This is a genomic window from Apilactobacillus kunkeei DSM 12361 = ATCC 700308, from assembly GCF_001281265.1.
Classification (GTDB): domain Bacteria; phylum Bacillota; class Bacilli; order Lactobacillales; family Lactobacillaceae; genus Apilactobacillus; species Apilactobacillus kunkeei.
Genome location: NZ_JXDB01000009.1, coordinates 207,885 through 230,142, shown reverse-complemented (window position 1 = coordinate 230,142; position 22,258 = coordinate 207,885). Strand labels below are relative to the sequence as shown.

At 36.3% G+C, this 22,258-nt stretch carries 22 protein-coding genes; 19 read left to right on the top strand and 3 right to left on the bottom strand.

The genetic code is table 11. The annotated features are described in order from the left end of the window. Position 1: 1 nt before the first annotated feature. The 17 genes from RZ79_RS05860 (at position 2) to RZ79_RS05780 (ending at position 19,638) form a co-directional block, all read left to right on the top strand. A complete protein-coding gene (locus RZ79_RS05860) occupies positions 2-1,375 on the top strand; it encodes an acetyl-CoA carboxylase biotin carboxylase subunit (RefSeq protein WP_054450554.1) in 1,374 nt (457 codons plus the stop codon). Next, positions 1,365-2,183 carry an acetyl-CoA carboxylase carboxyltransferase subunit beta gene (locus tag RZ79_RS05855; protein ID WP_191978977.1) on the top strand — a complete coding sequence of 273 codons (819 nt, stop codon included), beginning with the start codon at positions 1,365-1,367 and terminating at the stop codon, positions 2,181-2,183. Before RZ79_RS05860 ends, RZ79_RS05855 begins: the two co-directional genes overlap by 11 nt. A 15-nt stretch (positions 2,184-2,198) precedes the next feature. Beyond that, the gene (accA, locus tag RZ79_RS05850; protein ID WP_054450552.1) at positions 2,199-2,966 is read left to right on the top strand and encodes a carboxyltransferase subunit alpha; all 768 of its coding nucleotides are present in this window, start codon (positions 2,199-2,201) and stop codon (positions 2,964-2,966) included. A gap of 42 nt (positions 2,967-3,008) precedes the next feature. Then, entirely contained in the window at positions 3,009-3,770 is a 762-nt protein-coding gene (fabI, locus tag RZ79_RS05845) for an enoyl-ACP reductase FabI (protein ID WP_041153065.1), read from the top strand. After that, the gene (locus RZ79_RS05840) at positions 3,763-4,353 is read left to right on the top strand and encodes a 4'-phosphopantetheinyl transferase family protein (protein WP_054450550.1); all 591 of its coding nucleotides are present in this window, start codon (positions 3,763-3,765) and stop codon (positions 4,351-4,353) included. Before fabI ends, RZ79_RS05840 begins: the two co-directional genes overlap by 8 nt. Before the next feature lie 369 nt (positions 4,354-4,722). Then, a complete protein-coding gene (gene fabZ, locus RZ79_RS05835; protein WP_034532426.1) occupies positions 4,723-5,166 on the top strand; it encodes a 3-hydroxyacyl-ACP dehydratase FabZ in 444 nt (147 codons plus the stop codon). A gap of 13 nt (positions 5,167-5,179) precedes the next feature. Then, the gene (gene fabF / locus RZ79_RS05830) at positions 5,180-6,418 is read left to right on the top strand and encodes a beta-ketoacyl-ACP synthase II (RefSeq protein WP_053792048.1); all 1,239 of its coding nucleotides are present in this window, start codon (positions 5,180-5,182) and stop codon (positions 6,416-6,418) included. A 115-nt stretch (positions 6,419-6,533) separates the two neighbouring features. Then, positions 6,534-7,523, top strand: a complete 990-nt coding sequence (galE, locus tag RZ79_RS05825) for a UDP-glucose 4-epimerase GalE (protein WP_054450547.1) — start codon at positions 6,534-6,536, stop codon at positions 7,521-7,523. Between the two features lie 102 nt (positions 7,524-7,625). Next, positions 7,626-8,534 (top strand): aldo/keto reductase, encoded by a 909-nt coding sequence (locus RZ79_RS05820; protein ID WP_054450545.1) that lies wholly within the window; start codon positions 7,626-7,628, stop codon positions 8,532-8,534. A gap of 100 nt (positions 8,535-8,634) precedes the next feature. Next, positions 8,635-9,546 (top strand): DMT family transporter, encoded by a 912-nt coding sequence (locus RZ79_RS05815; RefSeq protein WP_054450542.1) that lies wholly within the window; start codon positions 8,635-8,637, stop codon positions 9,544-9,546. 102 nt (positions 9,547-9,648) lie between these two features. Further along, positions 9,649-10,260, top strand: a complete 612-nt coding sequence (locus RZ79_RS05810; protein WP_054450541.1) for a TetR/AcrR family transcriptional regulator — start codon at positions 9,649-9,651, stop codon at positions 10,258-10,260. A 14-nt stretch (positions 10,261-10,274) separates the two neighbouring features. Further along, positions 10,275-12,965, top strand: a complete 2,691-nt coding sequence (locus tag RZ79_RS05805) for an MMPL family transporter (protein ID WP_054450539.1) — start codon at positions 10,275-10,277, stop codon at positions 12,963-12,965. Between the two features lie 142 nt (positions 12,966-13,107). Continuing rightward, positions 13,108-14,031, top strand: coding sequence for a YczE/YyaS/YitT family protein (locus RZ79_RS05800; protein ID WP_080997478.1), 924 nt, complete (start codon positions 13,108-13,110; stop codon positions 14,029-14,031). A gap of 301 nt (positions 14,032-14,332) precedes the next feature. Next, the gene (locus RZ79_RS05795) at positions 14,333-15,724 is read left to right on the top strand and encodes an amino acid permease (protein ID WP_054450537.1); all 1,392 of its coding nucleotides are present in this window, start codon (positions 14,333-14,335) and stop codon (positions 15,722-15,724) included. A gap of 40 nt (positions 15,725-15,764) precedes the next feature. Beyond that, a complete protein-coding gene (locus RZ79_RS05790; protein ID WP_080997477.1) occupies positions 15,765-16,703 on the top strand; it encodes a DMT family transporter in 939 nt (312 codons plus the stop codon). A gap of 152 nt (positions 16,704-16,855) precedes the next feature. Next, positions 16,856-17,797 (top strand): DMT family transporter, encoded by a 942-nt coding sequence (locus tag RZ79_RS05785; protein ID WP_053795802.1) that lies wholly within the window; start codon positions 16,856-16,858, stop codon positions 17,795-17,797. Positions 17,798-17,898: 101 nt separating this feature from the next. Beyond that, positions 17,899-19,638 carry a glycosyltransferase family protein gene (locus RZ79_RS05780; protein ID WP_054450535.1) on the top strand — a complete coding sequence of 580 codons (1,740 nt, stop codon included), beginning with the start codon at positions 17,899-17,901 and terminating at the stop codon, positions 19,636-19,638. A gap of 14 nt (positions 19,639-19,652) precedes the next feature. Here RZ79_RS05780 and RZ79_RS05775 read toward each other — a convergent pair whose 3' ends face one another. Continuing rightward, complete coding sequence (locus RZ79_RS05775; RefSeq protein ID WP_282569714.1) at positions 19,653-20,348, bottom strand: DUF6198 family protein; 696 nt, start codon at positions 20,346-20,348, stop codon at positions 19,653-19,655. Positions 20,349-20,427: 79 nt separating this feature from the next. Here RZ79_RS05775 and RZ79_RS05770 point away from each other — a divergent pair, with 79 nt between their 5' ends. Continuing rightward, complete coding sequence (locus tag RZ79_RS05770; protein WP_054450533.1) at positions 20,428-20,739, top strand: DUF7671 family protein; 312 nt, start codon at positions 20,428-20,430, stop codon at positions 20,737-20,739. Between the two features lie 92 nt (positions 20,740-20,831). On the opposite strand, the gene RZ79_RS05765 is transcribed toward RZ79_RS05770, so the two are convergent. Continuing rightward, positions 20,832-21,065 (bottom strand): P8 family protein, encoded by a 234-nt coding sequence (locus RZ79_RS05765; protein ID WP_420313691.1) that lies wholly within the window; start codon positions 21,063-21,065, stop codon positions 20,832-20,834. Between the two features lie 170 nt (positions 21,066-21,235). Here RZ79_RS05765 and RZ79_RS05760 point away from each other — a divergent pair, with 170 nt between their 5' ends. Next, a complete protein-coding gene (locus RZ79_RS05760; RefSeq protein WP_034530570.1) occupies positions 21,236-21,760 on the top strand; it encodes a TetR/AcrR family transcriptional regulator in 525 nt (174 codons plus the stop codon). A gap of 115 nt (positions 21,761-21,875) precedes the next feature. Here the strand turns inward: RZ79_RS05760 and RZ79_RS05755 are convergent, their stop codons facing one another. After that, complete coding sequence (locus RZ79_RS05755) at positions 21,876-22,073, bottom strand: cold-shock protein (RefSeq protein WP_034530568.1); 198 nt, start codon at positions 22,071-22,073, stop codon at positions 21,876-21,878. Positions 22,074-22,258: the final 185 nt, after the last annotated feature.

Sequence of the window (22,258 nt, the reverse complement as noted above, 5' to 3'; positions counted from 1 at the left end):
AATGTTTAAAAAGGTATTAATTGCTAACCGTGGTGAAATCGCGGTGCAAATCATAAGAGCACTTCATGAGATGGACATTAAAGCTGTTGCCGTTTATTCAACTGCCGATAAGGATAGCATGTTCGTTAAATTAGCCGACGAATCAGTATGTATTGGTGGTCCACAACCAAACGAATCATACTTGAACATGGCTGCAGTGATTGACGCTGCAATTTTAACTGGATCAGAAGCTATTCACCCCGGTTACGGATTTTTATCTGAAAACGCTGAATTTGCTGAACTTTGCGAAAAATGTTCAATTAAGTTCATTGGACCAAGTTCAAAAGTAATTGATTTAATGGGAAATAAATCTCATGCCAAGGCAGCGATGAAGAACAGTGGAGTACCAACCATTCCTGGTTCAGACGGCTCCATTGATAGTCTAGACGATGCTTTAAAATTAGCGGATGAAATTGGATATCCAGTTATGCTTAAAGCTGCTGCCGGTGGTGGTGGTAAAGGTATTCGTGAATGTGATGATGAAGAAGCATTAAAGGAAATCTTTAACACTACTAAGCGTGAAGCAAGAATTTCATACAATGACGATTCATTGTACATGGAAAAGGATTTAAGTGATGCTAAGCATATTGAAATGCAAGTTATCGCTGATCAAAAGGGAAATGTTGTTTACTTCCCTGAACGTGACTGTTCTCTACAAAGAGGTCACCAAAAGATTATTGAAGAAACTCCATGTATGGAAGTTTCTCAAACTCAACGTGATTATCTAGGTAAGCTTGTTGCCAAAGCAACTAAGGAAATTGGTTACGAAAACACCGGTACTTTCGAATTCCTATTGGACGAAAAGACCAACAATTTCTACTTCATGGAAATGAACACTAGATTACAAGTTGAACACACAGTTTCTGAAGAAGTCGCTGGAGTTCAATTAATCAAGGCTCAAATCCAAGTTGCCGCAGGTGAAGAATTACCATTCACACAAGATGACATCAAGGTAGATAGTTATGCAATCGAATGCCGTATTAACGCCGAAGACCCTGCACATGGTTTCTTACCTGCACCAGGTACTCTTCGTAAGGTTAACTTCCCATTCGGAACTAAGGGTGTTCGTATTGACTCAGGTGTTGAACAAGGTGACACCATTTCTCCTTTCTATGATTCAATGATTGCTAAAATCATTGTACATATGCCTGACAAGCCTCAGGCTGTCGTAAAAATGAGAAGAGTAATTAATGAATTTAAGGTTGATGGAGTAAAGACTAACCGTCAATTCCTAAATGATTTGTTACAAGACAAACATTTCAATGATTCAGATTTCAATAATCTATACATTGAAAAATCATTCTTGAAAGAGTGGTTGAAAAACGTTGAAGAATAATAAATCAGAAGAAACCAAAGATTTACAAACTCTAATGGACAAAGTTCCAGATCATTTGTTTATCAAATGTCCAGTTTGTGAAGAAAACTTTTACAACAAGAAGTTAGGGGAATACAAGCTATGTCCTAACTGTGGTTATGGTTTTCGACTTGGTGCACAAGAAAGAATCAACTTGACTGTGGATGAATTCACACCAATCGATTCAGAAATCAGCGCTCCAAAGCGTTTCCTAGGCGACGAAAAGTACGCTGGAAAGCTTGAAAAGTCAAAGAAGGCCACTGACCTAAATGAAAGTGTTCAAACCGGTTTTGCCAAGATTGGTGATACTGAATTTGCCCTAGGTGTAATGGATTCTCGTTTCATCATGGGTAGTTTAGGTACTGCCACTGGTGAAAAGCTTGCTAGATTATTCGAACAAGCAACCGAAAGGAACTTACCAGTAGTTGTCTTCTCATGCTCTGGTGGTGCCAGAATGCAAGAAGGAATCCACTCATTAATGCAAATGGCCAAGGTATCACAAGCGGTATCTGATCACGCCGAAAAGGGATTACTATACATTTCTGTATTAACTGATCCTACTACCGGTGGGGTTACTGCTAGTTATGCCATGGAAGGAGATATCAACATCTCTGAACCACACACATTAATCGGTTTTGCTGGTCGTCGAGTTATCGAAAAGACAATTCAACAACGTCCACCGAAGGATTTCCAACGTGCAGAAACTTTACTTAAGAATGGTTTCTTAGATGCCATTGTTAAAAGAGATCAAATGAAATCAGTATTAGCCAAGTTATTGGCTTGGAATTAGGGGGATATTAGTATTATGGTAAAAGCATATGATCGTGTTTTAGCGGCTAGAAGTGCTGATAAGATTAGTATCCAAGACCTAGTTGCTGGAATTACTGATGACTTTATGGAACTACACGGTGACCGTGCTTACAGCGATGATCCTGCAGTATATGCTGGTATCGGAACTATTGCTGGTCAATCAGTTACCATTACAAGTATTCAAAAGGGTAATGATACTGACGAAAATATCGAAAGACATTTTGGTTCAGCTGAACCTTCTGGATACAGAAAAGCTTTACGTTTGATGAAACAAGCGGAAAAGTTTAACCGTCCAATCATTAACTTGATTAATACACCTGGTGCATATCCTGGTATGGATGCTGAATACAAGGGTCAAGGTTACATGATTGCTCAATCAATCATGCAAGGACTTAAGTTAAAAGTGCCATATATCAGTGTTATCGTAGGTGAAGGTGGAAGCGGTGGAGCCTTAGCGCTTGCTGTCGGTGACACCGTTTGGGCCTTGGAAGATAGTATTTACTCAGTACTATCACCTGAAGGCTATGCCACAATCTTGTGGAAAGATTCAAGTAAGGCAGCAGAAGCTGCTGAGCAAATGCAACTTACACCAAAGGAACTATTAGACAATGAAATCATTGATAAGATTATTCCCGAAGTCAAAGATGCAAAATCAATGCAAAACTTCAAAGAAGCTTTAATTGAAAAAATTAATGAACTTAACAAATTACCTAAAGAAGAATTATTGGCCCAACGTCACGAACGTTACCGTAAATTCAACTAATGTAATTTAATTGATTTGTATATTTTAGGAGGCCAAATCATAATGTCAAACTTATTAGATGGAAAAACAATTGTTGTTATGGGTGTTGCTAACAAGCGTAGTATTGCCTGGGGTTGTGCTAAGTCACTAATGGATAACGGTGCTAAAGTTATCATTACTTACCAAAACGAAAGATTAAAGCGTCAATTAGACAAGCTTGTTCCAGAAGGAACTGAAATGATTGAATGTGACGTTGCTGAAGATGCAAACGTTGAAAAGACTTTCCAAGACATTCAAGCTAAATTTGGTAACATTGATGGTGTTATTCATGCTATTGCTTACGCTGACAAGGAAACTCTTGAAGGTGGCGTTATTGATGTTAAGAAAGATGGTTACAACTTAGCTCAAGACGTTTCAGCATACTCACTAATCTCAGTATCACGTTACGCAAGTCGTGTTATGAACCCACAAGGTAGTATTGCTACTCTTACTTACATGGGTTCAACTCGTGCAATCCCTTCATACAACATGATGGGTGTTGCTAAGGCTGCCCTAGAAGCTAATGTTAGATATCTAGCTTCAGACTTAGGTCCTAAGAAGATCCGTGTAAATGCTATTTCAGCTGGTGCCATCAAGACTCTAGCCGTTACTGGTATCAAGAACCACGGTGACCTATTGAAGGAATCAGAAGCAAGAACTGTTGATGGCGAAGCTGTTGACATCCACCAAGTTGGTGATGTTGCTACATTCTTAATGAGTAACCTATCATCAGGTGTTACTGGTGACTTGATTTACGCTGATAAGGGTGTTCATTTACTTGCTTAATAACACAGAAATTTTTATCGATTCTATTCAAAATCCAAAGTACCAAGAAATCTTCAAAAAGGCTGATGTTGATTTTACGAAGTATAACAAACGTCAAGCGATTGTTGGTAACTTGATGCTGGCAGATTACATGGGAATTAGTATTGATGAATTACTGCATGGCGACCTATTCTATTATGGTAATCATGGGAAACCATTTCTAAAATCAAATCAATTTCAATATAATATTTCAAACTCATATGATTTAGTAATCTTAGCGGTTTCTGATGAAGAGGTTGGAGTAGACATTGAGAAGTTGCGTCCATACACTTACAAACGAATTACTCGTGCATTTACTGATAATGAACTAAATTACTTAAGTAATCTAAACGAATCAGTAGAAGGGGATGAAACCCTTAAGTTATGGACAATCAAAGAAGCAGCATTAAAATTAGTCGGTACTGGTTTATCCGGTAAGGTTAAGAGTGTCGACATCGATGTTGATACCAAAAAATCTGCTAAACGATTAGATCGTAAAATTAAATTAACCGATATTGAGGTAGCTGATGGTTACGTTGGAACCCTTGCTACATATGAGGATTAATATCTGCCGTTAAATGATTTTCCGGGGTAATGGGATGTTCAAACATTAAACGAATCAAATCATGATAATTAGATGATTTCTAATGAAAAAAACGGCAAAATAGATATACATTCAACCATGTGTCACATAAGGATATATACGTAAAACACTGCTATGACAACGTTTTATTTATTTTAAGTAATAAAAAGAGTCTTGTACGTTGTAACTTAGTATGGCAATTGTTAAACTTATTTATGTTGATTAGTTCATCTAGATATCAAAACTAGATGAAGAAGTAATCAATAATCCTATTGGATTAGGATCATAAATTAGATTAATAAAAGACGTTTAATTGTTAAAATTTTGAATTATACATGAGGAGTGCTTATTGTGAGTGTTTTAAATACAACAGAAATTATGGATTTAATTCCAAACAGATACCCAATTCTATACATCGATAAGGTTGATGAATTAATTCCCGGTGAAAAGGTAGTTGCTACCAAGAACGTTACTATCAACGAAAACTATTTCCAAGGTCACTTCCCTGGAAACCCGGTTATGCCTGGTGTTTTAATCATCGAAACTATGGCTCAAACTGCTTCAATTCTTATTTTGAAGAGTGAACAATACAAGGATAAGACTGCTTACCTTGGTGAAATCAAGGGTGCTAAGTTTAGAAAGATGGTTAAACCTGGTGACGTTGTACGTTTCGAAGTTACTATGGGTAAACAAAAGAAGAACATGGGACAAGTTGACTGTACTGCTTACGTTGGCGACAAGAAAGCTTGTTCAGCTCAACTAACATTTATCGTTCCAGACGTAAAACGTAAATAAGGAGGATAACTCTATGGAAAAGCGTGTTGTAATTACAGGTATTGGTGCCGTTAGTCCTTTGGGTAACGACGCTAACACATTCTTAGACAATATTTTTGCTTCAAAGACAGGTATTGCTCCAATTTCAAAGTTTGATGCTTCAGAAACTGGTGTTACTTTAGCTGCTGAAGTTAAAGATTTTGATCCACTAAAACGTATCGATAAGAAGATCTCAAAACGTATGGATGACTTCTCACGTTACGCTCTATACTCAGCTTATGAAGCCATGGAACAAGCTGGCCTAAAAGAAGGCGAATTTGATCCAGATGAATTAGGTGTTATCTATGGTTCTGGTATTGGTGGTTTAACAACTATCCAAGAACAAGCAATCAAGATGTCAAAGAAGGGTCCGGGTCGTGTATCTCCATTCTTCGTTCCTAACTCAATCATTAACATGGCTGCTGGTAACATTTCAATTAACCTAAATGCTAGAAACACTTCTCAAGCAATCGTTACTGCTTGTTCATCAGGTACTAACGCTATTGGTGATGCTTTTGACTACATTCGTTTTGGTAAAGCTAAGATGATGATTACTGGTGGTTCAGAAGCTTCAGTTAACGAATTAGGTATTGCAGGTTTCGCTGCACTATCTGCTCTTTCAACTTCAGAAACTGTTGAAGGTGGTTCAATTCCATTCGATAAGGATAGAAATGGATTCGTTATGGGTGAAGGTGCCGGTACCTTAGTTCTTGAAGAACTAGAACATGCTAAGGCTCGTGGTGCTAACATCTTAGCCGAAGTTGTTGGTTATGGTACCAACTCAGATGCTTACCACTTAACTGCCCCAAGACCTGACGGTTCAGGTGCTGTTGATGCTATGAAGTTAGCTCTTAAGGATGCTAACGTTGATCCTAAGGACGTTGACTACGTTAACGCTCACGGAACAAGTACTCATGCTAATGATTCAGCTGAATCACAAGCTATTAAGAAAGTATTTGCTGACAATGACCACATCAAGGTAAGTAGTACAAAGGGTATGACTGGTCATGCTCTAGGTGCTGCAGGTTCACTAGAAGCTGTTATCATGGTTGGTGCATTACAACGTCAACAAATGCCAGTTAACTACGGTGTTAAGAACATCGATCCAGAAGTTGAAGTAGAACTAGTAAACGAAGACAACAAGAAGTCGCCAGTTAACTACGAAATTTCAAACTCATTTGGTTTTGGTGGTCACAACGCAGTTCTTGTATTCAAGAAGTACGAAAACGACTAATAAAATAATTAAAAGACGCGGTATGCTACCGCGTCTTTTTTTATGGAATTTATTGAATTTTTAATGTTTCTGATTGATAATGAAGATGTAAGCAATTTAAAAGGAGCATTCTTATATGGCAATTTTAGTACCAGGTGGGGCCGGTTACATTGGTTCTCACACCGTGGATCGTTTAATTGAAAAAGGTTACGATGCTGTTGTTGCAGATAACCTGGCAACCGGACACTTAGCTAGTGTCAACAAAAACGCAAAGTTCTACGAAGGAGACATCAGAGATGCGGACTTCCTAGACAAAATCTTCGAAAACGAAAAGATTGATGGAATTATCCATTTTGCCGCTAATTCTATCGTTCCAGAATCAATGGAAAAACCATTGAAGTACTTTGATAACAACACTGGTGGAATGATTACTCTATTAGAAGCAATGCAAAGACATAACGTTAATAACATTATCTTCTCTTCTACCGCTGCGACTTACGGAGAACCTGAAAGCATTCCCGTTAAGGAGACAGATTCTCAAGTACCTACCAATCCTTATGGTGAAAGTAAGTTAATGATGGAAAAGATGATGAAGTGGGCTGACGTTGCCTATGGCATCAAGTACACCGCTTTACGTTACTTCAACGTTGGTGGGGCTAAGATGGATGGATCAATTGGTGAAGACCATGGTCCAGAAACTCATTTAATCCCAATCATTTTACAAGTTGCTCAAGGTACTCGTGATAAACTACAAATCTTTGGTACTGACTACCCTACCAAGGATGGTACTAACGTCCGTGACTATGTCCATGTTGTCGATCTAGCAGATGCTCATATCCTAGCCCTAGACAGATTGATGAAGGGTGGAGACTCAGAAGCATTTAATCTAGGTTCATCAACTGGCTTTTCAAATAGAGAAATGCTAGAAACTGCTCGTAAGGTAACTGGTAAGGAAATTCCTGCCGAAGATGCACCAAGAAGATCCGGTGACCCAAGTACCTTAGTTGCTGACTCGACTAAGGCCCGTGAAATACTAGGATGGAAACCACAACATGACAACGTTGAAGATATCATCGCTAGTGCATGGACTTGGACTCAAAAGCACCCACACGGATACGAAGATTAATATTTAATTATATTTGATTATAATCATTTCTTTTTTCTTGAAAATCACATCTATGAGCTTTACCATTAAGTAGAAATTAAGAAATAGGAGGCTGAATTTTCTATGAACAGATTAGAAGGACTTGAAGAAACAACCACTCTAAACAATGGCGTTGAAATGCCACGTCTTGGTTTAGGTGTTTGGAAGACAGATAATACAAGTGCTAAAGAATCAGTTAAGGAATCAATCATCAAGGGTTACCATTTAATTGATACAGCAAAGCAATATGGTAACGAAACTGGTGTTGGTGAAGGAATTAAAGAAGGTTTAGCTGCAACCGGACAAAACCGTAAAGATTTATTTATTACAACTAAATTATTTAATGGTGATCAAGGTTATGAAAGTACAATCAATGCCTTAAATGGTACATTAAAACGTCTTGATTTAACTTACATCGACCTATACTTGATGCACTGGCCAGTTGATGGCAAGTACATTGATACTTGGAAAGCAATGGAAGAACTATACCGTCAAGGTAAAATCAGAGCTATCGGGATTTCAAACTTCGATAACGAAAGATTACAAAACCTACTAGACCACAGTGATATCGTTCCTGCCGTTAACCAAATGGAATTTAATCCGGTGAACCAAGAAAAAGAAATTCTTGAATTCAATAACCACGCTGGAATTCAACTAGAAGCATGGTCACCACTTGGTGGTGGGGAAGCCTTATCTAACGAAGCAATTAAGAAGATTGCTGACAAGTACAACAAGTCAGTTGCTCAAGTAATTCTTCGTTGGGATTGGCAAAAAGGTGTAGTAACTATTCCTAAGTCATCACATGAAGAAAGAATTATTCAAAATTCTGATATCTTTGATTTCAAGTTATCAGAAGATGATATGAAGGCCATTGAAGGTATCGACAAGCAAAAGCGTAGTTTATGGTACCCTGATTTTGAATGGCACACTACCGGTAAAATGACAGATACTGTAGATAAGTGGGATGATTCTCCTGCTAACTACAAAGACTAGTTAGATACTAACTATTTAGAAAAAAGCGTTGTCTTTAATGACAACGCTTTTTCTTTTGTCCTATAATGGTATTAAACAACTAGAGAAATGGAGAATTGGATTGGAAAATAAGACACAAGCTCAAAAGAGATTAATCGGTGGAATTCTTGCCGTGACTGGGGCGATTCTTTGGGGGATTCAAGGTCCTGTATCACAATTTTTATTCCAAGATAATAACCTATCACCTGAATGGTTAATGGGAATTAAGATGGGTATTTCAGGAATTGTGATTCTCTTATTCACTAACTTCGTTAAAAAAGAACCAGTAATGGATCTTTGGAGGAAACCAAAGAATTTGGGGGTATTTGCTGCCTATGCCGTATTTGGTCTAGCTGCTGTGCAATACTTATACCTAGTGACAGTTAACCTAAGTAACGCCGGAACAGCAACGGTGCTACAAAGCTTGGGAACGGTACTAATTGTTATCTTTACCGCCATCTTTTATCATCAGCTGCCTAATAAGTACGAAGCAACCGCCGTGTTGGTTGCCCTAATCGGAACATGGTTGTTAGTTACAAAAGGGCATTTAACCCAGCTAGCTATTTCAACTCCTGCATTAACTGCGGGACTATTGTTAGCTTTAGCTGGTGCAATTCAAACCATGCTGCCTGTAAACCTATTGAAGCGTTTTTCAACACTAGTAGTAGTCGGATGGGCAATGCTAGTCGGTGGTATTATCTTTACTTTTGTTCATCCTTTCTGGGTCGATGTTCCTAAACTGACTCTTGGAACAGTATTAGGAGTCGGATTCATCGTCTTCTTTGGAACAATGATGTCATTTATTTGTTTCATCAACAGTTTGAAATTTGTTTCACCTACAGTGGCAGGGATGCTTGATACGTTTGAACCACTATCAGCTACCATTGGTGCTGTTGTTTTCCTTAATACATCTTTTAACGGTGCAGAAGTTATTGGTGGGATTTTAGTTTTAAGTACAGTATTTATATTGGCTTTAGGAAATAAAAGCGAATAAAAATAAAAAAGATAATGAACAACGTGTTGACTTTCTCAGCACGTTGTTTTTATAATGTAATTGAATTATTAGATAAAGTGATTTTTGAGGGGAGACGTAGGTATGGTTAAACAAGATCGTAGAACCATCCAAACCAAGTCCCAAATTACTGAAGCCTTAATTGAGTTGATTCATACTAAGGGTTTCAATAATTTAAATGTTACTGATTTAACCAGAACAGCCGGAATTGGTCGCGGTACGTTTTACATTCATTATTTAGATAAGTTTGATTTATTGTCAAAGACAGAAACGCGTTTATTGAACGAGATTCAAGATATTTTAAACGCTATTGTTCCTGAAGAATTAAAAACATTTTCTGAGAATAGTGAAAATGCTCCATCAGAATTAGTAATCAAGACACTTGATTACTTTTACCAAAATTCTAAATTATTGTCCGCCTTACTATGCCCGGACGGTGATCCATATTTAATCGGAAAAATTAAGAAGATGTTTAAGGAAGTAATCATAAAATCATTTCATGCTGCACCTTCTGAAATCGAATTCCACCCAGGAATTCCCAAAGATTATGTGATGGAAATCATTTTGGATAGGTTGATGAGTATTGTTGTTTATTGGATGAGTAAAGACCATCCAGAGTCTCCTAGTGAAATTGCTGAAATCATTAAGACGACGCAAAGAACAGCGCCTCAAGATTTAATTAATATTAAAAAATAAGGGGGAGAATTCAAATGCCAAAGTTTATTAAGAAGTATACTGGTAGCTTGATTGCATGGCTAGTTGTAGTAATCCTAAGTGTAGTCTTCTTACCAAACATGTCTAACTTAGTTGCACAAAAAGGCCAAACTAAGATTCCAGCTACTTCACAAAGCCAAGTCGCTGAAACCATTCAAAAGCATTGGGGTCATGGTATTAGTAATACCATGGATACAGTTGTAGTTTTCAACAACGGTAATAGTAAAATCACTTCAAGTGACCAAAAGAAAATCAATGCTACGATTCAAAAATTAAAGGACAACAAGTCCGAATACGGTATCAAGGGTGTAACTGCACCATTTGATAACGACGCCACTAAGAAGCAATTAATTTCAAAGGATAAGACCACTGAAATTGTGCAATTAAACGTAACCAAAAAGCGTTCAATCCAAAGTGTTAACAACCAACTTAAGGATGCTGTTAAGACCTCTGGAGTGAAGACTTACGTTACAGGTGGAGATATCCTAAACGATGACTTTAGAGTTTCAACACAAGAAGGAATTCAAAAGACTGAAGTTATCGCCGCTGTCTTTATCCTAATCGTATTGATTATTGTATTTAGATCACCAATCGTGCCATTGGTATCACTATTGACTGTGGGTGTCTCATTCATCGTTTCATTGAGCATTGTTATGAACCTTGTTCAATACTTTGGTTTCCCACTTTCAAACTTCACTCGTGTATTCATGGTGGTTGTACTATTCGGTATTGGTACTGATTACAACATCTTGTTATACAACCAATTCAAGGAAGAATTGAGCAGGGGTAAGGATCAAATTCAAGCAACTATCGATGCTAGAAAAGTTGCCGGAAAGACCATCCTATACTCAGGTACATCAGTATTGATTGGTTTTGCAACCTTAGCACTAGCTAAGTTCTCAATTTACCAATCAGCCGTTGGTGTAGCTGTCGGTGTTGCCGTATTACTACTTGTATTGGTAACATTGAATCCATTCTTTATGTCAGTTCTAGGTAAGAATATCTTCTGGCCATCAAAGAACTTTGATGGTGAAGGTGAAAACAAGCTATGGAGCTTCTTATCAAACAAGTCAACCAAGTGGGCGATTCCAGCTATCGTCTTGGTACTAGTTGTAACTGTTCCATTCATGGCTGCTTACAAGAACAACCTAAACTACGACAACAGTGTGGAACTACAAAACAATGTTCCTGCTAAACAAGGACTATTGACTGTTCAAAAGCACTTCTCAAAGGGTACTGCTGAACCTTCAACTATTTACATTAAGTCCGATCACAAGCTAAATAACGAAAAAGACTTGAATGAAATTGATCGACTAACCCAACAATTGGGTAAACAATCTGGCGTAAAGACTGTGGCATCAGTCACTCAACCAAGTGGTATGCCAATTAATCAACTTTACGTAAACGACCAACTAGAAACACTAAATTCCAAGATGAAGACAGCTAAGAAGGGGATTAGCACCATCAAACAAGGTACTAAGAACTCATCATTTAACGCTACTCCATTGGAAGATATTGGTTCATCAGCAATGACAATTGGCCAATACCTAAAGAATATTCAAGCAATGAGTAGTCAAACTGGTAGCACCAATGGTCAAGCTGTATTGACTCAACTACAACAAAAGATGGCTTCAGTGGGTCAACCATTAAGCCAAGCACAACTACAAATTGTAGGTGCATTGTTACAACAAAGCGCAACTAAGCAACAAACACTAATGAGTGGTTTACAATCACAATTACAAGGCATTGCTTCAAACACCCAAGGTATCGGTGACAATGCCAAGGCGTTAGCCGCTCAATTGAAAGAAACTCAAGCTAAGCTAAAGAAGGCTGGAGTTGGTTTAGATAAAATCGAAAAGGGAATGGGCAGTGCTAATTCTTACCTAAGTTCTCTATCAAACTCACAAGCTTCTGATTCATTCAACATTCCAGAAAGCGTTCTAAAGAGTGATACATTTAAGCGTTCAGTTAACACTTACCTATCAGCAGATAAGAAGACCGCTAAGATTACTGTTGTTCTTGACAAGGACCCTAATTCTGAAAGTGCAATGAACCAAGTTGATAACTTACAAACTAAGGTATACAACAATATCTCAGGTACTTCATTAGATCACAGTGTGGTTGCAATTGGTGGTCAAACCGCAACTACTTCAGATACTCACCATATCGCTAGTTCCGACTTCTTGAGAACTGCAGTTATCATGGTTATCGGAATTATGATTGCATTAATGGTTATTACCAGATCAATTCTTCAACCATTCTACATCTTAGGTACTCTAATCATTGCTTACATTTCATCACTAAGCATCACTAAGCTAATTAGTTCTGCTGTACTAGGTGAAAAGTTCCTAACTTGGAACACACCATTCTTCACTTTCGTAATGCTAATCGCATTGGGTGTTGATTACAGTATCTTCTTGATGATGAAATATCGTGAATTCGGTAGCGTTGACGATACACCTGAAAAACAAATTCAACATGCCTGTGCCGTTATCGGTACGGTAGTTATCTCAGCAGCTATCATTTTAGGTGGTACTTTTGCGGCTCTAATGCCATCAGGAGTATTAACTCTAATTCAAGTTGCTATTGGGGTAATTGTTGGATTAATCATCCTAGTATTTATCATTCCAATGCTAATCTCAGCATTGATCAAATTGACTTATGGCCAATCTGACGATAAAGAATAGATGAAAATAATACGGATGAGAGACGATGGATTTGCCATTGTCTCTTTTTTTAGTATAAATTATTTCAGTTAGAAGCATAAAAGGGTTATAATGAAAGCGCAATCATAATTAATAAAAACAAACATAAGAAGGTATAAAAATTATGAAAAACGTTTCATACGATAACTCAAAAAACGTCATTAACAAACCGCTAGATTTATTTTTACGTGCAGTTATGTCCTTGATAGGAGTTACATTAATTGCTCTTGGAGCTGCTTTTATGCGCTCAGGACATGTCGGAATTGATCCATTTACTGCTATGAATGCCGGGATGGCTAACAAATTGGGGACTTCATTGGGGTCATTTCAATTATTTGCTAACTTAGCATTATTCGTTATTGTTTTAATTTTTGATCGAAAACAAATCGGATTAGGAACCATTTTTAACATGGTATTAGTAGGATATGAAATTGAATATTTCAGTACTTTTTACTCGATGATTTTTCCTGGTAAAATTAGCATTCCTATGATGGTCTTCGATGCAATTGTTGGTATTTTAGTTTTTACATTAGGTACTTCAATCTATATGGCAACTAAATTAGGTGTATCTCCTTATGATGCACTGGCACCAATCATTTCTGAAAAAACACATATTGAGTACAGAAAAGTGAGAAGTGCTCAAGATATTATCTTTATGCTTGTTGCCATTATTGTTTCAGGACCATTTGGAATCATGACCATCTTTACAGCATTCTTTGCTGGTTCATTGATTAGCTTCTGGAACAACACTGTTAGTCGTGAACTAATGACTCATATTGATCACTTTAGTCAAAGACCTAGTCTACATGATGCAGCTGGTGGATTAGTTAGTTTGGGAAAACGTGGTTACGATATCGTAAGCAGTGCTTACCAAGATACTTATATTATGCAAAAACAGATGTCTGGTTACACTAATACTGAGATTGAAGAATTAATTAAGAAGACTAACGATAATATGAGAAAAAATCAACAAGTCCAATTGATCCTTAATAAACGTTTGGAATCATTAAACGCCGAATTAAAGGAAAGAAAAGCTAATAATAAATAAAAAAACTTGCATTCTTCATACATTTTCGGTAAGATTATTACAAATAAATGAACGAATGAAAATTGGAGGTTCAATCATGGCTACTTGTTGTATTCTGACAATAAAACAAGATAATAATAATTTCTTCTTTAATCTGAACTAGCTGTTTAGTATAGTACGTAGAAGAGATTATTTCGCTATGAAAACTTCGGAAGCACTAGAAAAATGGCTGGTAAGCAGTTATTCTTTCTAGTGCTTTTTTACCGCACTAGTTAGGAAACTAGTGCGGTTTTTATTTATTCATGTAAAAAGGGGGATTTTTATGAATATTCTGTCTAAGGTGAATCGTAAGACATCATTGGCTAAGTTCATCGATAGGGATCAAAATTTACAAAGAACTATCGACACTAAAGATTTAATCATGATGGGAATCGGTGCTGTTATTGGTGCTGGAATTTTCGTAATACCAGGAACAGTTGCAGCAACAACCGCGGGGCCCGGAATTATTCTCTCATTCGTAATTGCGACAATCGTATGTTCACTTTGTGCAATGTGTTATGCTGAATTTTCATCAGCGTTACCGGTTGCAGGAAGTGCATACACATTCGGTAACGTTATCTTCGGAGAAATTACTGGATGGATTATCGGATGGGGTTTGATTCTTGAATACATGCTTTCAGTAGCAACTGTTGCATCAAGCTGGTCAGCTTATTTGCAATCATTACTGGCTAACTTCGGACTCCACATGCCAAAGGCACTATCAGCTAACTATGATCCGAATCACGGCACATATGTTAATTTGATAGCGATTCTAATAGTGTTATTGATTTCATGGATCTTAACCAGGGGTGTTAAATCATCCACACGTTTAAATGACATAATGGTGATAGTCAAAATTGCAATCATTATTGTCTTTGTAGTTGCCGGGGCATTTTTTGTTAAGCCAACTAATTGGAATCCATTTATGCCATTTGGTGTTAGTGGGGTTTTCAAGGGGGCTTCCTTAGTGTTCTTTGCTTACTTAGGTTTTGATGTTATTGCAGCCTCAGCAGGTGAAGTAAAGAACCCTAAAAAGACAATGCCAATCGGTATTATTGGTACATTAATCATTTGTACAATCTTGTACATATTAGTCTCAATTATTCTTACAGGAATTGTACCTTATTCAAAATTAAACGTTTCGGATCCAGTAACATTTGCACTACAAATGATTCACTTGGACAAACTTGGAATTTTAATTTCATTGGGTGCGTTAGCAGGTATGTTTACTATGATGGTAAACATGGTATTTAGTAGTTCACGTCTGATTTATTCCATTGGTCGTGATGGACTTTTACCTAAAAAATTGAGTAAAATAGACACAAAGAAAAATGTTCCAGTCCACAGTGTTATCTTCGTAACGATTGTGATAGCAGTGATGGGTGGTATCTTTTCGCTAGATAAATTAGCTAGTTTAGTTAATATTGGGACTTTGATTGCCTTTACGTTCATGTCAATTGGAATATTATATCTAAGAAAACGTAAAGATATAAAAAATGATGGATTCAAAGTTCCATTATATCCAGTCTTACCAATTGTATCAGCGGTAGCATGTATTTATTTATTAATTCAATTGCCACTTGATACATGGATTTTAGCAATTATTTGGTTTGCTAGCGGATTATGTATTTATTTCGGTTATGGGATTAAACATAGCCAATCAAACAAATCGTAATAACAATTTCGTTATTATGAATAAACGGGGAGTTTTAAAAATGGAAAAACAACATACAACGACTGAAAACGTCATGAAAGGTATTTTCTGGTCTGCGATGGCTTCTACCCTATGGGGTTTCTCAGGAGTTATCATGCAATTCGTCGCTAAAAACGAAGCAGTTCCTACACAATGGTTCATTTCAGTTCGTACATTATTTGCAGGTATTTTATTGTTAGCTATCGGTTCAATTCACGTTGGTAAACATGTTTTTGATGTTTGGAAGTCAAAAGAATCGATCATTAGATTATTCATCTATGCAATTTTTGGTTTAGCAGTTAACATGTCAACATTTTATGTAAGTATTCAAGAAGGTAATGCTGCTACAGCCACAATTCTACAATACTTAGCACCAATCTTTATTGTGCTATATGGATTGATCTTTATGAAGAAGAAACCTCTAAAGGCTGATGTAATTTCATTCTTGTTAGCTTTAGTAGGGGTATTCTTGATTATCACTAACGGTCACATTGGTGAACTATCTGTTCCATTGACTGCCGTTATTTTTGGTTTACTTTCAGCTGTTTCAGCTGCTGTATATTACTCAGTTCCAAAGCCACTAACAAAAGAAAATTCACCATTTGTTGTTCTAGGTTGGGGTACTTTGATTGCTGGTATTGGTTTTAACGCTTATCACCCATTCTGGTCAGATGCTCCTAAGATTACACCAGGTATTGTTTTAGGTATCGGTGGAGTTATCTTAGTAGGTACTATCTTTGCTTTCTCTGCTGTTCTATACAGTTTAAAGTTTGCTCCATCAGAAGTGTCAAGTATTGTTGATGCCGTTGAACCAGTTGTTACAATCATCCTAAGTATGATTGTATTCCACTTAATTCCAACACCAATTGAAGCACTTGGTGCAATCATTATTATCGTGTCAATTTACTTCTTACAAAGATCTCATCAAAAGAGAGATAAGAAGGATCCAGATATTAGATAGAACGTCTAAAAAAGACTATTTTTACGCATTATTTCGTATAAATAGTCTTTTTCTATTTTCAAGTTTTCTCACTTGTGATATCTTTTTATTATAGGTTTCAAGTAAGAAGAGTTTACATCTGTTGGAATTATAGCTTTATATGGGGTGAAAATATGGAAAACGAAACAGGCCTTTTAGAGACTAATGTCATGAAAGGTATCTTCTGGGCTTTTTTAGCTTCAGCACTTTGGGGTGTTTCTGGTACGATTTTGCAATTTGTATCTCAAACAGAACATTTGGAAGCTAACTGGTTCCTATCAACTAGAACCATGATTTCTGGAATTGTGTTGTTAGTTATTTCTGCAATTGTTTATAAAGGACACATTTTCAATGTCTTTAAGTCATGGAAATCATTTATTTGCATTGTTGCTTACGGTATATTTGGTCTAGGTGCTAACCTATACACTTTCTACATGAGTGTACAAACCGGTAACGCAAATGCTTCAACTATTTTGCAATATCTAGCACCACTATTTATTCTATTGGGATCAATTGTATTCCAACACAGAAAGCCATTACCAATTGATATTATGGTTTTCGTAATCGCTTTGGCGGGAGTTGTACTATCTCTAACTAAGGGTGATTTCTCGTCTCTTTCAATTACGCCTGAATCATTAATTTGGGGGATTTTATCTGGTGTAACTGCTGCACTTTACGTTGTGCTACCACGTCCTATCGTTGGTCAAAGCTCACCAATGGTAATTCTAGGTTGGGGAACGCTAATTGCGGGTATTATCTTTAACCTAAAACAACCAATCTGGATAAACATGCCACATTTAACTACTGGTATCGTTTTCGGAGTTGGTGGAATTATTCTATTTGGAACGATTCTTCCATTCATGCTATTGCTACATGCTTTGAATTTTGCACCATCAGAAGTTGTTAGTTTAGTTGATGCAACTCAACCAGTAGTTACATTTATCCTAAGTATTATTTTCTTCCAAATTTCAATTAGTTTTATTGAAATTGTGGGTGCAGTATTAGTTATTTTAGCAATTTTCATTTTACAAAAGTCACATCGTAAATTAACGATTGATAAACATAGCGAAGTTTAAAAATATTTATATTATACTAAGAAGCGGACTGATTTTAAGGTTCGCTTCTTTTTTATATGTTAATATTGAATTTGTAAATTATTTTTTAAGGAAGAATATCGATGAAAAAAGCGATTAAGTTTTGGCCATACATGACAATCTTTCTGGTTGCCGTGTTAATTATGTTGCCGCAAATCGTAACCGGATCATATATTTTAGGGGTTGACTCTATTTTTCATATGAATCGGTTCTATGATGCGGCAATGCAACTAAAAACTGGCCATTTGAGTTACTTCATATCCATTTACGGATACCAACAGTCAGGGAGGATTATTAATGCATTATATGGCCCATTAGCGGCTTATTTTAATGGATTAATTTTGTTGATTACTGGCAATTGGGTTAGATACCAGATTGTCACTTCGTTGTTAACGTTATGCGTCAGTGGAATGACAATGTATAACCTTGCAATTAGGACTAATATTAAGAAAATATACGCAGTCTTTGTCGGTATTGCTTACATGTCATCTTATTTGATTATGGGATGGGTTGTAGGAATGCAATTTACCGGATGGGGAGCTGCTTTATTACCTTGGCTATTAGTGGCTGGTTTTGACATGATTGATTACAAATCTATCAACGTATTAAAACTAGCAATTCCAATGTCAATTTTGTTGCAAACACACATGTTGAGCAGTCTAACTGGTGCATTGGCTCTAGTTCCAATGTTTATATATGGTGTGATTCATAGTAAAGAAAAACTGAAAATGTGGCGTAATGCTATGTTGTCAGTTTTATTAACATTATGTTTGACCGCCAATGTCTGGTATGGAATGATGCAAATTTCATTCACCAACCATGCATTAGGGGTGGCTCCACAACTGGATATGTACGAGGATTCGGTGGCATTGTTTGGCAAGAATGTCTTTGTATTGCCACCAATTTATTCAGTTGGTTTTATTATCGTGGCAATTTACTTTGTGTTTAACTTTAAAAAGATTAGCTCATCTAGAAAGATTATCTTTACTACCGGATTATTCTTCATGTGGATTTCATCAGTGTTATTTCCATGGGGACCACTAGATAAGAAGTTTCCAAGTATTTCTTACCTAATTCAAATGCCACGACGTTTTGTTGTGATTCCGTTTATTTTGTTATTAATTTGTGCCGGAATCATGATTAATGATACCTCTAAAAAGCAATGGGTCAATGCATTTAAGAACTACGCATTGCTGATATTAACTTTCTTTATTATTTATGATGCAGGTGGGTCAGTGAGAAATGGTGTGCACCATTTCTTCTCACCTGAAGTAGTCCAAAATGATTATAATCTTCATTATCAAACGACAGACACCAACGCCATCAGAGATAGTTTGTCATCTCATGATACAGGTGCTGTCCTTAAGATGTTAACGAAAGCAACGCCTGATTACCTACCGGTGCAATATAAGATGACGGCTTATAATTATTTTGATTATCATCCATATGGTAACTATGGTGATCAAATCATCAATTATAAGGGTGAAGTGACCAAGACGATTAAACGCAATGGTCATCTATTGTTAACCTGGGATAATGAATCAGATGATAACAAATCGATGCAATTACCAATCTTTAAGTATGATGATACTAAGCTGATTTTAAACGGTAAACACATTAGTAGTGTTAAGCAAACCGAAATCGGTAGTGTCATCGTCAATTCAAAGCCGGGTCATAACAAACTAGAAGTGTACTATCATGCGACGCCAATATTGCTAGCTTTACTATGGCTTACCGTATTTAGCTGGATGGGATTAATTGGCGGAATTATGATTTATCTAATTCTAAAATGGAAAAAGCATAAAAAAAGAAACGTTTCATAATGAAACGCTTCTTTTTATTTTTTTAAATGTTTCTGAATTTGGGTATTAATGTTTTCGTTATGCTTAAGGGATGGAAAAACATACTTATCTGCGGTTTGAATCAAGATACCATTAAATGCGATTGAGAACAGTGTCCCGATGCTTACTGAGTAGATGCGATGCAAGAAAATCGCACAGATTAAAATGATTGTAATAGGTGGAGCAAAATCTAACAATTGTGATTTAATTGCACTACCATTTAAATAATCAAAACGAAGGATGTTGGTTGTATCATCATTTGGATGCATGAAGATATTTGCACGTTGATATAGTGAGATGGCTGTACAGAAGCAACAGACACCGATTAATGCCATTGGCACCCTAATGTATAGTGATAGATTATTCCAACCAAGCGATTCAAAGTAGTTGGTAAATATTTGAATGAATGAACTGAAGAAAATGATAAAAATTAATTCTTCAACAAAACGTAAAATATCAATGCGTTTAATCAAAATTTGGTTGGTTAAAGCATTGATGATTCCAAAGGTGAAAATCATAATACCAACGTCGACACCAAACAATTGATGAATGTTCACACATGCGGCGGTCCAGATACCTGAACCACATCCTGATACAATTGTAAGTGCGTTTCCAAAAGCATTTAATAACAATCCAAAGATTAATGCTATAATTCTCGTTTTTAATTTATTAACAGATCGAATAACGATCATCTCCTAAAGTAAATTCAACTATTTAATGATATCACATATATTACGTCAGTTATGGTAAAGTATAAGAAAGGTGATTGATATGAAGGGTAAATATGAAGTAAATCGATATATTGGTGTTGTAGTTGATGAAGACCAATCGGGCCAATATATAATTAAAAAGGATGACAAATGTGATTTCAAGCTGCACGATTGGCGGACAGGGAAGCATACTAAGGGTAAATTCAAGTGTGTCGGTCAATTATTTCTGACAGAAAATAATATGTTAGTGGCAGTTGTCGATTATGAACCGGTTAAGTTCAAGGATCGTCATGAATTTACACCGTTGCAAAGATTTACAAATGAATTTCTAAGTGATGAACAATTAAATGAAGCTAAAAAAAGACTTGATTAGCATCAAGTCTTTTTTGTGGCGTTGTCATAACCAGTTGAGCTTATTAATAAGTAAGTTGAGCTTTGTTAAGCGTCGAAATTAATAGCAAATGCTTACTTTTTTAGAGTTTTTTCAGCGTTTGCTGCTACTTCATCATTAGACATGTCTAGGTAAGGATGCATCTTAGCTTCAGTAGCCATGGTGTCCTTGCCATCTTCTTCCATGTAGTGATTCCATAAAGCGTCACGAACAGGGGTTGTATCTTCTGACCAATCGAATTCCTTGTTCATTGGTGTGTCTAATACTCTTTCTCTATCGTTTACTTTTTGTTCAGCAGTCATTGCCATAATAAATTTCCTCCTTATTTTTAAAGCTCAATTACATTGTAATTCTTATATTTTTATTTGTTAAAAATTATGACTCGGGTTTTTATTTGAAGTAAAGAAAATTGACTTAACTTGCATTTAAACCCAATTTCGTATATATTCATAAATATACTGAAGTGAGGCAAAAGTTTATGAGAGATAAATTTGCAACAAAGAATAAAATTGTTAATGGAATGTTCGAACTACTTAAGACCACGCCATTTGATGAAATTAATGTGAAAGATATCTGTGCACAAGCTGATGTTTCACGAATGACGTATTATCGAAATTTTCATAATAAAAAAGATATCATTATTTACAGATTTGATAGCTCATTTACCACGTTTATACAGCGTTTAGCGTCAAGTCAGTCACATAATCTAACCGATATCGCCACCATCTTTTTTGAACTTGTTAAAGAAGATCAAGATATGATGGAAATGATTATGAAAAATGATTTATCCATGATCTTATTAGAACGACTAAAATACTATATTTCCGATTTAATTGATGAAAATGTTTTGGAAACTAGGGAAGAATCTTCCAAGATGTTAGTTTCATTGATTGCTGGAGGACTAACAGAAATTATTATTACTTGGACTGAGGATGGAATGAAGGAACCTATTCAATCATTGGTAATCTTCGTATCTAAGTACATGCATTTTAAGATTAATTAGCTTCTTATCAATAAAGATAGGGAGCTTTTTTATTTTGGATAATAAAAAAACACCCGAGAAAATCTCGGGTGTTTTTGATCTCTTTTTAAACTAAAAGTTAACTAAGAGGTTATCCTTATGCAGGAGTAACGTTAGCAGCTTGTGGTCCACGGTCGCCGTCTTCAACGTCCAATGTAACCTTTTCGCCTTCTTCTAGAGTCTTGAAACCTTCTTTGTTGATAGCTGAGAAGTGAACGAATACGTCACCGTCTTCAGTAGTGATAAAACCGTAACCTTTATCAGCGTTGAACCATTTAACAGTACCTTGTTTCATAATATGAAACCTCCTTGCACATATCGTGCGTTATAAAATCTTAATGTATCAAAAGCCTGAATCAAGGGGTCATTTCATAAAACTATAAAACAAGTAACCTTAACAATCGAAACTATGTAACACATTGGTAATAATATACCCGAAATATGGGGTGATGTCAACTAATATCAGAATAATAATTTTAT